The 12197-nt window shown below is 70.8% G+C and carries 14 protein-coding genes; 4 read left to right on the top strand and 10 right to left on the bottom strand.

Annotation, left to right across the window (positions count from 1 at the left end; translation table 11 throughout):
- Window positions 1–40 precede the first annotated feature (40 nt).
- From HEP75_RS22310 to HEP75_RS17075, 4 genes are all read right to left on the bottom strand, one after another.
- Window positions 41–274, bottom strand: a complete 234-nt coding sequence (locus HEP75_RS22310) for an STN domain-containing protein (RefSeq protein WP_255423888.1) — start codon at window positions 272–274, stop codon at window positions 41–43.
- Between the two features lie 215 nt (window positions 275–489).
- On the bottom strand, window positions 490–1443 hold the full coding sequence (locus tag HEP75_RS17085; protein WP_185824298.1) for a DMT family transporter: 954 nt from the start codon (window positions 1441–1443) through the stop codon (window positions 490–492).
- Between the two features lie 70 nt (window positions 1444–1513).
- Window positions 1514–2365, bottom strand: coding sequence for an AraC family transcriptional regulator (locus HEP75_RS17080; protein ID WP_345776768.1), 852 nt, complete (start codon window positions 2363–2365; stop codon window positions 1514–1516).
- 81 nt (window positions 2366–2446) lie between these two features.
- Window positions 2447–4201, bottom strand: coding sequence for a glutamine--tRNA ligase/YqeY domain fusion protein (locus tag HEP75_RS17075; protein ID WP_185824296.1), 1755 nt, complete (start codon window positions 4199–4201; stop codon window positions 2447–2449).
- Between the two features lie 98 nt (window positions 4202–4299).
- Between HEP75_RS17075 and HEP75_RS17070 the strand changes: the two genes are divergently transcribed.
- Together HEP75_RS17070 and HEP75_RS17065 are read left to right on the top strand one after the other, a co-directional pair.
- Entirely contained in the window at window positions 4300–4956 is a 657-nt protein-coding gene (locus HEP75_RS17070; protein WP_185824295.1) for a glutathione S-transferase family protein, read from the top strand.
- A gap of 9 nt (window positions 4957–4965) precedes the next feature.
- Window positions 4966–5193 carry a DUF2007 domain-containing protein gene (locus HEP75_RS17065; RefSeq protein WP_010340670.1) on the top strand — a complete coding sequence of 76 codons (228 nt, stop codon included), beginning with the start codon at window positions 4966–4968 and terminating at the stop codon, window positions 5191–5193.
- Between the two features lie 96 nt (window positions 5194–5289).
- Here HEP75_RS17065 and HEP75_RS17060 read toward each other — a convergent pair whose 3' ends face one another.
- From HEP75_RS17060 to HEP75_RS17050, 3 genes are read right to left on the bottom strand one after another with little or no spacing between them, the layout of a single operon-like run.
- A complete protein-coding gene (locus HEP75_RS17060) occupies window positions 5290–5751 on the bottom strand; it encodes a response regulator (RefSeq protein WP_185820907.1) in 462 nt (153 codons plus the stop codon).
- Window positions 5748–7658: an ATP-binding protein gene (locus HEP75_RS17055; RefSeq protein ID WP_185824294.1), complete on the bottom strand. Its 1911-nt coding sequence runs from the start codon at window positions 7656–7658 to the stop codon at window positions 5748–5750. The genes HEP75_RS17060 and HEP75_RS17055 overlap by 4 nt, the downstream gene beginning before the upstream one ends.
- Window positions 7655–8353 (bottom strand): LuxR C-terminal-related transcriptional regulator, encoded by a 699-nt coding sequence (locus HEP75_RS17050; RefSeq protein WP_185824293.1) that lies wholly within the window; start codon window positions 8351–8353, stop codon window positions 7655–7657. The genes HEP75_RS17055 and HEP75_RS17050 overlap by 4 nt, the downstream gene beginning before the upstream one ends.
- Window positions 8354–8480: 127 nt before the next feature.
- On the opposite strand from HEP75_RS17050, the gene HEP75_RS17045 reads away from it, so the two are divergent.
- Together HEP75_RS17045 and msrA are read left to right on the top strand one after the other, a co-directional pair.
- On the top strand, window positions 8481–8996 hold the full coding sequence (locus tag HEP75_RS17045; RefSeq protein WP_179568209.1) for an SgcJ/EcaC family oxidoreductase: 516 nt from the start codon (window positions 8481–8483) through the stop codon (window positions 8994–8996).
- A 126-nt stretch (window positions 8997–9122) separates the two neighbouring features.
- The gene (gene msrA, locus HEP75_RS17040; RefSeq protein WP_185824292.1) at window positions 9123–9773 is read left to right on the top strand and encodes a peptide-methionine (S)-S-oxide reductase MsrA; all 651 of its coding nucleotides are present in this window, start codon (window positions 9123–9125) and stop codon (window positions 9771–9773) included.
- Window positions 9774–9842: 69 nt separating this feature from the next.
- Here the strand turns inward: msrA and HEP75_RS17035 are convergent, their stop codons facing one another.
- The 3 genes from HEP75_RS17035 to rnk form a co-directional block, all read right to left on the bottom strand.
- A complete protein-coding gene (locus HEP75_RS17035; protein ID WP_185824291.1) occupies window positions 9843–10412 on the bottom strand; it encodes a type 1 glutamine amidotransferase family protein in 570 nt (189 codons plus the stop codon).
- 304 nt (window positions 10413–10716) lie between these two features.
- Complete coding sequence (gene tal / locus HEP75_RS17030; RefSeq protein ID WP_185824290.1) at window positions 10717–11685, bottom strand: transaldolase; 969 nt, start codon at window positions 11683–11685, stop codon at window positions 10717–10719.
- Between the two features lie 45 nt (window positions 11686–11730).
- Entirely contained in the window at window positions 11731–12159 is a 429-nt protein-coding gene (gene rnk / locus HEP75_RS17025) for a nucleoside diphosphate kinase regulator (protein WP_185824289.1), read from the bottom strand.
- Window positions 12160–12197: the final 38 nt, after the last annotated feature.

The following is a 12197-nucleotide window of genomic DNA, read 5'->3' as shown; positions in this document are numbered from 1 at the left end:
CCGCTGCCATCCTAACGCGCATGGCCGCGGCGCCGGCAACTCAGCGGCGGCCGACGGCGATCGTATCGGCGGTTTCCTGCTTGACACGGATCGCGGTGCCGTCGATGGCCTGGTGGATCGCCTGGCGGATGCTGATCCGGCCCTTCACCGCATTGACCTGCACCGGCGACAGCGACTGGTCGTCGTAGACGATGCCGCAACCGGTGGCATGCGCCAGCTGCTGCGCGGTTTCGTCGAAGCGTGCGGCCGGCATGTCGTAATCGTGGTCGGGCATGGCGTCGCACTTGCCCTGCGCCGCTGTGGATGGAGATGCAGATGCCGCAGTGGGTGCCGGCGTCGCGGCGGCTTGCGAGGGGGCGGAAGACGGCGCCATGTCGCAACCGGCGAGCAGGGCGAGCAGCGCAAGGCCGAGGCAGGAGGTGCGCAAAGCAGCGGACATCGGGAGTTTCCTGGGGTAAGGAATGACGCCTGCAGTCTAGGCGGCGTGCCTTAACCCAAGGTTGCATCCGGCTTGCGCACCGGCGCAGGCGCGTGCAGCCAGGCGCACCCCAGCACGCCCACCAGCAGGCAGGCGATCGCCAGGGTCTCCAGCGGGGTGGGCCAGCGCGCCTCCCACAGGAAACCGTAGAGCAGCGCGAAGACGGTTTCGAACACGATCATCTGCCCGACCAGGGTCAGCGGCAGCAGCCGGCTGGCGTGATTCCAGCAGGCATTGCCGATCACCGAGGCGAACACGCCCAGCACGATCGCCACGCCCCAGAACCGCGCCCAGTCCGCCGCCGCATGGCCGTGGCCGAACGCGAACGCGGGGATCGCCAGGGTCAGCGCCAATGCGCCGGTGACCACGCCGGTCAGCATCGACCAGTCGCGCCCGGAGATCTCGGGCCGGCGCGCGAGCCAGCCGGCGTTCTTGACCGAATACGCCGCCCAGCACGCCAGCGCGCCAACCGCGCACGCCAGCCCGGCCGCGCGCGTGCCCACGCTGGTCTGCGCCGGGTGCGCGGCGTCGAGCGTCTGTGCCGCGACCAGCGCCACGCCGAGCACGCACAGCGCGCATGGCGCGGCCAGCCGGCGCAACCGCATCGCGCCGGCCGCGCGCGAACCGAGCACGGTGACCACCGCCGGCAGCAGGCCGATGATCAAGGCCGTGGCCGCGCCGCCGGCCCATTGCACCGCGCTGCCCAGCAACACGTAGTAGACGATGTTGCCGAGTAGGCTCAGCCGCAGCAGCGCCCACCATTCCGGCGCCCCGAGCGCAGCGGTGGCGGCGCGCCAGCGCGGCGCGAGCAGCAGCGCGGCGACCGACCCGTAGGCCAGGTAGCGCGACACCGACAGCTGCAGCGGCGAGAACCCGGCCAGCAATTGCGGCGCCAGGAACACCAGTCCCCACAACGCGCCGGCCGCCACGCCGCTGCCCACTCCCGCCCACAAACGCTTGCGCATGCCGTGTCCTGTTGCTTCGTTGCGTAGTGCGCCAGCATGGCCTGCGCGTGCCGCCCCGGCTTGTCCCAGGCTACTGGTCCGGCGCCACGGTGGCCGCCCGATGGCGTCGGCGATAGGCGGCAGGCGTGTGTCCGGTCTGGCGCCGCAGCGCGCGGGTCAGCGCGCTCTGGTCGGCATAGCCGCTGTCCAGCGCCAGTTGCGCGATCGGGCGCTCGCCATACGCCAGTTGCCGCCGCACCCAGTCCAGCCGCCGTGCCGACAGCCATGCCTGCGGCGTGCGCCCCAGCGCTTCGCGGAACAGCGCATGCAGGCGGCTCACGCTCAGGTGCGCGGCCTGCGCCATGCGTTCCACCGGCCACGGCTGGCCCGGGGCGTCCTCGATGCGCAGGCACAGTTCCTGCAGCCGCACCCATGCGCGGCGCTGCGTGCGCAGCTGGCGCAGCGCCAGCGCTGCGCAGGCCGCAGCGCCGGTGCCGGGCTGCACGGGGTCGAGCGAGGCCAACAGGCGTTGCAGTTGCGGCGGCAGGTCGAGGAAGGGCGCGCGCTGCAGGCGTTCCAGTGCGTCGTCGTCGAACGCGGCCGCATCGCAGTCCAGCACCAGGAAGCGGTTGTCGCCTTGTGCCGACTGCGCGTGCGAGGTGTGCGGTGCGACGACGGCCGCGCGGAACGCATCCAGGCGGCTGCCGCGTCCACCCACCTCGATCTCCAGCTCGCCCTGCAGCGGCAGCACGATCTGCACGTGGGCGTGCTGGTGGGCATGGCCGTCGCGGCCGTAGCTGCGCAGGCTCAGGGTGGGGGCGGGCGACATGGGCGCTACGCTAACGTGCCGGCAATGCCGTTGGAAAGCGCGGCGCTGGCGGCTGTGGCAACTGTGGCGCCGAGGCGGCCGCAGCGGCCCACGGCATGCGCTCAGGCAGCGCATGCCGGAAACCGCGTCCGTGGCGCGGCGGGTCGCGGCCGCATGGCGGCCGCAACGGGAAACGGCCGGCGCGGCGCGCTTGCGTCAGGCTGCGCCGTGGCCACCGGTCCAGGTGTCGCGCAGGGTCACGCTGCGGTTGAACACCGGCGTGGTGGCGTTGTGGTCGTAGCGGTCGGCGACGAAGTAGCCGCTGCGCTCGAACTGGAACGCCTGCTCCGGCGCGGCCTGCGCGGCGGCCGGTTCCACGTAGCCGCGCACGCTGCGCTTGGAGGCCGGGTTGAGGTGGTCGCGGTAGGTCTTGCCGTCGGATTCGTCGTCGGGCTTCTCCACCGAGAACAGGCGGTCGTACAGGCGGATTTCCGCCTCCAGCGCATGCGCCGCGCTGACCCAGTGGATGGTGCCCTTGACCTTGCGGTTGGCGCCTTCCATGCCGGGACGCGATTCCGGATCCAGCCAGCCGCGCAGTTCGACGATCTCGCCGGCGTCGTTCTTGATCACCTCGTCGACGCGGGCGATGCCGGCGCCGCGCAGGCGCACTTCGCCGCCCGGCACCAGCCGCTTCCAGCCCTTGGGCGGGACCTCGGCGAAATCCTCGCGCTCGATCCACAGTTCGCGCGAGAACGGCATCTCGCGCTGGCCGAAGCGCTCGTCCTTGGGATGGTTGGAGAACACCAGCGTCTCGCTGTGGCCCTCCGGCAGATTGCCCAGCACCAGCTTGAGCGGGTCGATCACCGCCATGCGCCGCGGCGCGGCCGCATCCAGGTCCTCGCGCAGGCAGCCTTCCAGCACCGAGAAGTCGATCACCGAGTTCTGCTTACTGATGCCGACCCGGTCCACCAGCAGGCGCAGCGCCGCCGGCGTGTAGCCGCGCCGGCGCAGGCCCTGCAGGGTGTACATGCGCGGATCGTCCCAGCCGTCGACCAGCTGCTCGGCCACCAGTTGGGTCAACTTGCGCTTGCTCATCACCGTGTAGTTGATGTTCAGGCGCGAGAACTCGATCTGCCGCGGCTTGGCCGCCTCGCGCGGCAGGCCCTTGTCCAGCAGCGACTGCAGCAGCTCGGGATGGCCGGTCAGGTCGACCTTGTCCACGCACCAGTCGTACAGCGGGCGGTGGTCTTCGAATTCCAGCGTGCACAGCGAGTGGGTGATGCCTTCCACCGCGTCGCCCAGCGAGTGCGCGAAGTCGTACATCGGGTAGATCGGCCAGGCGTTGCCGGTGTTCTGGTGCTCGACGTGCTTGATCCGGTACAGCGCCGGGTCGCGCAGGTTGATGTTGCCGCTGGTCATGTCGATCTTGGCGCGCAGGGTGCGTGCGCCATCGGGGAACTCGCCGGCGCGCATGCGCCGGAACAGGTCCAGGTTCTCTTCTACGCTGCGCTCGCGGTACGGCGAATTGCGGCCCGGCTCGGTGAGCGTGCCGCGGTATTCGCGCACCTGCTCGGCGGAGAGGTCGCAGACGAAGGCGTGGCCGTCGCGGATCAGCTTCTCGGCAGCCAGGTAGTACACCTCGAAGTAGTCCGAGGCATGGCGCAGTTCGGCCCATTCGAAGCCCAGCCAGCGCACGTCGTCCTGGATCGCGGCGACGAACTCGGGGTCTTCCTTGGCCGGATTGGTGTCGTCGAAGCGCAGGTTGCAGCGCCCGGCGAACTCGGCGGCGATGCCGAAATCCAGGCAGATCGCCTTGGCGTGGCCGATGTGCAGGTAGCCGTTGGGCTCTGGCGGGAAGCGGGTGCGGATGGCCGCGTGCTTGCCGCTGGCCAGGTCCTCGCGGACGATCTGGCGGATGAAGTCTTTCTTCTCGGCCGGGGCGGTGGCGTCGGTGGCGGGGGTCTCGGACATGCGCGCTTCAGCAGAAAGTAAAGCGCAAGTTTAGCCGAGCTGGCCGCTGGCCGCCCCGCCGCGTACGCTGCGGGTCCGTCCATCCCCGAGATCGCGTCATGCCGCTCCCCCGTCTGGTCATCGGCGACAAGAACCTGTCCTCGTGGTCGCTGCGGCCGTGGCTGCTGCTGCGGCACTTCGCGGTGCCGTTCGAGGAAGTGCCGCTGCCGCTGGACACGCCCGAGTTCGCCGCGCGCATCGGCGCCTACTCGCCGACCGGGCGGGTGCCGGCGCTGTGGGACGGCGAGTTGCAGATCTGGGATTCGCTGGCGATCTGCGAGTACGCCAACGAGCGCTGGCTGGGCGGCCGCGGCTGGCCGGCGGCGCTGGAGGTGCGCGCGCAGGCGCGGGCGGCGGCCTGCGAGATGCATTCCGGGTTCCTGGCGCTGCGCCGGCAGCTGCCGATGCAGGCCTGCCGCCAGCCCGACGGCGAGCACTGGGACGCCGAGGCGCGGGCCGATATCGCACGCATCGTGCAGCTGTGGGCGACGCTGCGCGAGACCCACGGCGGCGGCGGGGCGTTCCTGTGCGGCGACTTCGGCATCGTCGATGCGATGTTCGCGCCGGTGGCGGTGCGTTTCGCCGGCTACGGGGTGGCGGTGCCGGCGGCGGCCGCGCAGTACATGGCGGCCCTTGAGGCCTTGCCGGCGATGCGCGAATGGCGCGCCGGCGCGGCCGCCGAAGTCGCGCTTGCCGACGTCACGGCGCGCGGCTGAGGGCGGAGCATGCAGATCGCCTATCGCGCCCAGCACCTGATCGATGCGCACCTGGCCAAGCACGCGCTGGAGGATGCCGGCATCACCGCGTTCGTGTTCGGCGAGGCGCTGCTCGGCGGCGCCGGCGAACTGCCGTTCGGCGTGGTGCAGGTCTGCGTGGCCGACGAACTGCTGGAGAAGGCGCAGGAAGTGCTCACGGCACTGGGCCTGGGCGGCCAGGTCACGCGGGCGATGTAGTTGAGGGGCCGGGATTCGGGATTGGGGATTGGGGATTCGAAAAAGCGGGCATGCGGCTCTTGCGAATCCCCAATCCCGAATCCCCAATCCCGGCCCTCAATCGGCGCGCCAGCCTGGCGGCGCGGCGTCCGGATCGGCCAGGGCGCGCAGGCGCTTGAACAGCACGGTGGTCTCGGCCACGTTCCAGACCCGCAGCGCGACTTCGAAGGTGTCCAGCGGCTTGGTCAGGAAGTCCTTGGCGCCCAGGCCGAGCGCGCGGTGGCGCGCGCTGCGGCTGGGGTCGGCGGTGAGCACGATCACCGGCAGGAAGCTGGACGCGCCGGCCAGCCGCGACAGCTGTTCCAGGATCGCGTAGCCGTCCAGCTCCGGCATCATCAGGTCGAGCAGGATCAGGTCCGGCGCGAACGCCGAGACCAGGCCCAGCACGCGTTGCGGATCGGTGGTCGCCACCACCTGCTGGAAGCCTTCGCGCTGCAGCAGGTCTTCGAGCAGGCGGACGTTGGCCGGTTCGTCGTCGACGATCAGGATGCGCGAGGCGAGGACATCGTTGCGGGTCATGCGAGGTGTCGGTCCAGAACGGTGAAGAATTCGGCCACGTCCAGCGGTTTGGTCAGGTAGGCGCGCACGTTGTCGCCCTGCACCCGCGCCAGCGTGGCGGGCGTCGCGTCGGCGCTGACCACCACCACCGGGATCGCCGCGGTGTGCGGCTGCTCGCGCAGTTGCCGCAGCAGGTCCTCGCCGTTGCCGTCGCTCAGGTGCAGGTCGAGCAGGATCAGGTCGGGGCGGGCCTGTTGCAACTGCGCGCGCGCCTGCGCCAGCGTCGCCGCCTCGTGCAGGCGCCAGTGCGGGCGGCGCTCGGTCAGGGTGCGGATCAGCGCCTGGTTGGAGGGATTGTCCTCGACGCTGAGCACGCTGCGCTGGCCATCGCCGGCCGCGGTCGCGGCGATCGCCGGGTGCGGTGCCGGCGCGTCGGCGGGCCGGTCCAGCGGCAGCGCGATCCAGAACCGCGAACCCTCCGGGCTGCTTTCCACCACGATGCGCCCGCCCATCGCTTCGGTCAGGCGCTTGCTCAACGCCAGGCCCAGGCCGGTGCCTTCGATCGCCGAGCGCTCCGCGCCGAGCCGCTCGAACGGGGTGAACAGGCGCTGCACCTGCTCGGCCGACAGGCCGTGGCCCTGGTCGTGCACGGCGATGCACAGGAACTCGCCCTGCTGCTCGGCGCTCACCCGCACCGCGCCGCCGGGGCGGTTGAACTTGATCGCGTTCGACAGCAGGTTGATCAGCACCTGGCGCAGGCGCTGCGGATCGGCGCGCACGGTCCAGGCGGGCGGGACCTGCAGCGGTTGCAGGGCGATGCCGCGGGTCTTCGCCTCGGGCGCGACCAGGCCCAGCGCTTCCTCGATCGCCGCGCGCACCGGGACCGGCTGCGGGCTCAGGTCGAGCTGGTCGGCCTCGATGCGGGCGATGTCCAGCAGCTCGGTGATCAGCCCGAGCAGGTGCCGCCCGGCGCCGAGGATGTGCTGCAGCTGGCCGCGCTGCGCGGCGCCGGGCAGGTCCATCTCCAGCACCTGCGCATAGCCGAGGATGGCGTTGAGCGGGGTGCGCAGCTCGTGGCTGCTGCGCGACAGGAACTCGGTCTTGGCGCGGTTGGCGGCCTCGGCCTCGCGCCGCGCCGACTGCGCTTCGGCGGCACGCGCGGCGAGCAGGGTGCTGGCCTGGTCCAGGCGTTGCGCGACCTGGCCCAGTTCGTCGCCGGTGCGCAGTTGCGGCGCCAGCGGCAGGCCTTCGCCCAGGCGGTCGGCATTGGCGGAGAGCACGCGCAGCCGCCGCGACAGCGAGGAGGCGAACCAGGCCACCGCGAACACCGCGCCGAGTCCGCCGAGCATCGCCGCGCACAGGGTGATCAGCAGGTTGCGCTGGCGCAGCGCCTGCGCCTTGGCGGTGCGGACCTGCAACTGCGCGGTCTCGTAGTTGCGCAGTTCGCGCAGTTCGGCGCGCAGGATGTCGAGCTTGACCTTGCCTTCGCTGAGCTGGCGGATCTCTTCCTCGCGGCTCAGGTCCGGCGCCAGCAGCCGGCGCCAGCCCTGCATCTTCTCCGCGAACAGCGGCTGGATGCGGGCGAAGCGCTGCGCCTGCCGCGGATCGGTGATGCGCTGCGCCAGGCGCTGCACCACGGTCTGCAGGCGCGGCTCGGCGTCGCGGTACGGGGTCAGGAACGCGTCCTGCCGCACCAGCCGGTAGCCGCGCACGCCGGCCGCGGTCTCGGCCAGCAGCGCATGCGCCTCGTACAGGTCGCTGAGCACCTCCAGGGTCTGGCGCACGTCGTTCTCGGCGGCGATGTTCTGCCGTTCCACGCTGTAGATCGCCACCAATGCCGCCAGCAGCAGCAACAGCGGCAGCGCTACCACCGCCAGGCTCTTGCGGGTCAGCGGCCAGTCGTTCCAGCGCAGCGTGGCCGCGCTCACAGCGCCATCCCCGCCTGCACCGCATACACCGCCGCCTGGGTGCGATCGGACACCTGCAGCTTCTGCAGGATGCGCTCCACGTGGACCTTGGCGGTACCGGCGGAAATGCCCAGTTCCGCGCCCAGCCCGGCGTTGGTCAGGCCGCGCGGCAGCAGCGCCAGCACCTGCCGTTCGCGCGCGCTGAGCGCGCCGAGCCGGTCCGGTTGCGCCGGCTTGCGGCGCCGCGGCGCACGCGCCGGTTCGGCCACCGCCGGCGCCAGCAGCGCGGCGATGGTCGCGATCGCCTGCACGTCGCCCGGTGCCGGCGCCATGCGCGCGTTCCAGCCCAGGCACAGCGTGCCCAGCGTGGCGCCCAGCGCGGCGATCGGCACGCACAGCTCGGCCGCTTCGCCCGCGCGCGCGGCCAGGCGCCAGGACAGGGCAGGGCCATCGGTGGCGACGCTGGCGCCGGGCGGCAGCGCGTCGCCATGGCTGGCCAGCACCAGGCTGCGGCTACCGCGCAGCGCCAGCACCGCGGCGTGCGGCGCATCCAGCAGCTCGCGCGCCAGACGCAGCGCTTCCGCTCCGGCCTGCTCGGCGCCCGCGGCGCGAGTCACCGCGTCGGCGGCGTCGGCCACCGCCTGCCAGCGCGCGCTGTCGGCCGCTTCGCGACGCAGTTCCTGCCGCCATTGGCCTGCATTTAGAGGGGCTTGCATGCTGTTCTCCGATATGCCGATCGGCATATTGGAGGATATGCCGCCCAGCGGATTTTACGCAAGCCGCCGCTGCCAATACTGGCTTCGCCCCGAGACGGCATTCCCTCATCCACAGCGGAGATCCACCATGCGTCGCATCCTGTTCACCCTGGTCCTGAGCCTGTCCGCCACCGCCGCGCTGGCGGCCCCGGCGATGCACTACGACGCCCGGCCGTCGCTGCCGGCGGCGGGCGAGGAGCGCGAGATCGCCGGCCTGTTCGACCGCTGGAACGCGGCGCTGGCCACCGGCAACGCCGACCGCGTCGCCGACCTGTATGCCCGCGACGGCGTGCTGCTGCCGACCGTGTCCAACCAGGTCCGCGCCAGCCGCGCCGAGATCAAGGACTACTTCGACCACTTCCTGGCGGCCAAGCCGCGCGGCGTCATCAACTACCGCCAGGTGCGGCTGCTCGACGACGACAGCGCGGTCGATGCCGGCGTCTACACCTTCACCCTGACCAATCCGGACGGCAGCACCCGCCAGGTGCAGGCGCGCTACACCTTCGTCTACGAGAAGCGCGACGGCCGCTGGCTGATCATCAACCACCACAGCTCGGCGATGCCGGAACTGGCGGACGGCGGCAGCAGGACCGCAGCGCACTGACCTGGCGGACGCGTGGCGTGGGCCCGTGGCGGCCCACCGCCACGGAAGGGCGCCGCACGCACCTTGAAAGCCGGTGCCGGCAGCGCCATCCAGGAGGCATCCCTTTCGATGCCAGGAGTCCGCGCCATGTTGGGAATCGGTGCCTTCAAGCAGCGCCTGCCGCGCCCAGGCGAAAGCCTGCCCGGCCGCGCGGAGCCGCTGCCGCTGCACAACCGCCACTTCGTCAATGGCCACCCGCTGCGTGACGCGTTCGCCGGCCTGCAACAGGTGCAGTTCGGCCTGGGCTGCTTCTGGGGCGCCGAGCGCAAGTTCTGGTCGCTGCCGGGCGTGTTCAGTACCGCGGTCGGCTACGCCGGCGGGCAGACGCCCAACGCCACCTACCGGGAAGTGTGCTCCGGCCAGACCGGCCACACCGAGGCGGTGCTGGTGGTGTTCGACCCGCAGGCGGTGGGCTTCGAGCAGTTGCTGCAGACTTTCTGGGAGAGCCACGATCCGACCCAGGGCATGCGCCAGGGCAACGACACCGGCACCCAGTACCGCTCGGCGATCTACTGCAGCACGCAGGCGCAGTACGACGCGGCCATCGCCAGCCGCGACGCCTACCAGCAGCGCCTGCGCGCGGCCGGCTACGGCGAGATCACCACCGAGATCCTGTTCCCGGCGCCGCCGTTCTACTACGCCGAGGACGAGCACCAGCAGTACCTGGCAAAGAACCCGGGCGGTTACTGCGGATTGGGCGGTACGGGGGTCAGCTGCTCGCTCGGCCTGGAGGCCTGAACCGGCCGCGCAGCGCCCACGCGCTGCGCGGTCGTCGCGTGAGCCGGGTCCAGGCCGGCGCGCGCTGCGTCACACGAACTCGGCAGCGAACATCTGCCGCATCTGCGCGATCTGTTCTTCGCGCTCGGGATGCAGTTGGCGCAGGCACTCCAGCGCGAAAGTGACCGGGCTGGTGCCGGGTGCGGTGATCAGCCCGCCCGCATTGACCGCTTTCTGCTCGAGGTAGTGCGCGGTGCCGGCATAGACGCCCACGTGCTCGCGCAGGAACGCCTCGGAATTGCTGGTATGCGCCCGCGTATCCAGCAGTCCGGCATAGGCCGGCGCGATGGTGGCGCCGCAGATCGCCGCGACCGCGCGGCCGGCGTCGATGCGTTGCTGCAGCAAGCCGCTGAGTCCGGGAATCTCGCCGGCCTGCCAGCGATCGCTACCCGGCAGCAGCCATAGATCTGCCTCCAGCGGCGCCAGGTCCGACAACGCGTACTCCGGATGCAGGTTCAGTCCGCCGATCGAGGTCAGCGGCTTGCCGTCGATGCTGGCGATCCTGATCTCGTCGCCGAACCAGGCCCGCGCCGCCGGCAGGATGGTGCCGATCTCCCAGTCCGCCACGCCATCGACCATCACTACCGCGATCGTTGCCATTTGCCGCACCTGTGCTGTGGAGCGCGCAGCTTAGCCGGCGAAAAGTTGTGGCGGCGCCAACGCGGTGTCGAAAGCGGCGTTGGCAATACGGGCTGAGTCTGTGCTTGTCTTCAGCGTTCGGCGTTGTTGGCACAGCAGGCGTCGCGCAGCCTCACCGCCTGCACCGATAGCATCGGATCGAGCCGTGAATCGGCAGCGAGACGGCCCCTGCATTCCCCATTCCCCATTCCCGTTTCCCCATTCCCGGCACCAAAAAAAGAGCGGCGTTGCCGCCGCTCGGAGGTCGTGCCATTACCAGCTGCGGTCAGATGGCCAGCTTCTGCCGGATCGTGTCGCGCAGCGCCTGCAGGTCCTTGGCGAAGGTGTCGATGCCGCTGGCCAGCTTCTCGGTCGCCATCGGATCGGCGGCCAGGTCGGTGGCGAACTGCTTGGCATCGATCGGCGCGATCTGCGCGCCGTCGGCCTGGCCGGGCGACAGTTTGCGCGGCAGCTCGCCATGGTCGGCGTCGAGCTTCTCCAGCAGGTCCGGCGAGATGGTCAGGCGGTCGCAGCCGGCCAGCGCCTCGATCTGCGCGGTGGAGCGGAACGAGGCGCCCATCACCACCGTCTGCGAACCGCGGCGCTTGAACTCGGCGTACACGCCGCGCACGAACTGCACGCCCGGGTCTTCGTCGATGCTGGCCGGGGTTTGCCCGTTGGCCACGTACCAGTCCAGGATGCGGCCGACGAACGGTGAGATCAGGAACACGCCGGCCTCGGCGCAGGCCAGCGCCTGGGTGCGGTTGAAGATCAGCGTCAGGTTGCAGTCGATGCCGTCCTTCTGCAGCTGGCGCGCGGCCTCGATGCCTTCCCAGGTCGCGGCGACCTTGATCAGGATCTTGTCCTTGGATACGCCGCGTTCGGCGTACATGGCGATGAACTTGTGCGCCTTGGCGATGGTCGCGGCGGTGTCGTGGGCCAGGTCGGCGTCCACCTCGGTGGACACGCGCCCGGGCACCAGCGCGCTGAGCTTGCTGCCCACGCCGATGGTCAGGCGGTCGGCGATCTCGTCGACCAGGGTGGCGTGATCGCCGTCCTGGCTGCGCGCCCAGGCCAGCGCCTCGTCGATCAGCTCGGCGTAGACCGGCAGGTCCAGGGCTTTCTTCACCAGGGTCGGATTGGTGGTGCAATCGACCGGCTTGAGCCGCTTGATCGCATCGTAGTCGCCGGTATCGGCCACGACCACGGACAACTCGCGCAGCTGAGCCAGTTTGGAACGAGCGGAAGACGTCATCGATAGTTCTCGGAACGGATGGAATGGAGGATAAGCCCGCGCACGTTAACCCGCCGCGTGCACGAAGTCGCTTGCCGGCTGCACCGCGAGCACGCGCAGCCGCAGCGCGCGGCCGCCCGGGCCCTGCCAGTCGATCGACTGGCCCACGGCCAGGCCGAGCAGGGCGCTGCCGACCGGCGCCAGCACCGAGATGCGGCCTTGCGCGGCATCGGCTTCGTGCGGATAGACCAGGGTCAGTTGGTGGCGTTCGCCGTGCAGTTCGTCTTCGCATTCCACGCGCGAGTGCATGGCGACGATGCCGGCGGGAAGTTGCTCGGGCGGCACCACCGTGGCACGGCCGAGTTCTTCGCCCAGCGCGAGTGCGGCCGGGTGCTGCTTCAAGGCGGGGGACTCGAGCAAGGCCTCCAGACGGGCCAGGTCGTGGCTGGATACGATCAGTGAAGGGGGCAGGCCGCTTTGCGGTTGAGAGGACATGGCAAACTCCTAGGGTCATGAAAAAGGCGGCGCTGCGA

This window comes from Xanthomonas sp. SI (genome assembly GCF_014236855.1).
In the GTDB taxonomy this organism is placed as follows: Bacteria; Pseudomonadota; Gammaproteobacteria; order Xanthomonadales; family Xanthomonadaceae; genus Xanthomonas_A.
This window is presented reverse-complemented; position numbering and strand designations above follow the sequence as displayed.

Excerpts from the sequence above, each read along its gene's own strand:
- HEP75_RS22310 (WP_255423888.1), bottom strand. The coding sequence starts at position 274 with ATGCCCGACCACGATTACGACATGCCGGCCGCACGCTTCGACGAAACC.
- HEP75_RS17085 (WP_185824298.1), bottom strand. The coding sequence starts at position 1,443 with ATGCGCAAGCGTTTGTGGGCGGGAGTGGGCAGCGGCGTGGCGGCCGGC.
- HEP75_RS17080 (WP_345776768.1), bottom strand. The coding sequence starts at position 2,365 with ATGCGCTGCCTGAGCGCATGCCGTGGGCCGCTGCGGCCGCCTCGGCGC.
- HEP75_RS17075 (WP_185824296.1), bottom strand. The coding sequence starts at position 4,201 with ATGTCCGAGACCCCCGCCACCGACGCCACCGCCCCGGCCGAGAAGAAA.
- HEP75_RS17070 (WP_185824295.1), top strand. The coding sequence starts at position 4,300 with ATGCCGCTCCCCCGTCTGGTCATCGGCGACAAGAACCTGTCCTCGTGG.
- HEP75_RS17065 (WP_010340670.1), top strand. The coding sequence starts at position 4,966 with ATGCAGATCGCCTATCGCGCCCAGCACCTGATCGATGCGCACCTGGCC.
- HEP75_RS17060 (WP_185820907.1), bottom strand. The coding sequence starts at position 5,751 with ATGACCCGCAACGATGTCCTCGCCTCGCGCATCCTGATCGTCGACGAC.
- HEP75_RS17050 (WP_185824293.1), bottom strand. The coding sequence starts at position 8,353 with ATGCAAGCCCCTCTAAATGCAGGCCAATGGCGGCAGGAACTGCGTCGC.
- HEP75_RS17045 (WP_179568209.1), top strand. The coding sequence starts at position 8,481 with ATGCGTCGCATCCTGTTCACCCTGGTCCTGAGCCTGTCCGCCACCGCC.
- msrA (WP_185824292.1), top strand. The coding sequence starts at position 9,123 with ATGTTGGGAATCGGTGCCTTCAAGCAGCGCCTGCCGCGCCCAGGCGAA.
- HEP75_RS17035 (WP_185824291.1), bottom strand. The coding sequence starts at position 10,412 with ATGGCAACGATCGCGGTAGTGATGGTCGATGGCGTGGCGGACTGGGAG.
- tal (WP_185824290.1), bottom strand. The coding sequence starts at position 11,685 with ATGACGTCTTCCGCTCGTTCCAAACTGGCTCAGCTGCGCGAGTTGTCC.
- rnk (WP_185824289.1), bottom strand. The coding sequence starts at position 12,159 with ATGTCCTCTCAACCGCAAAGCGGCCTGCCCCCTTCACTGATCGTATCC.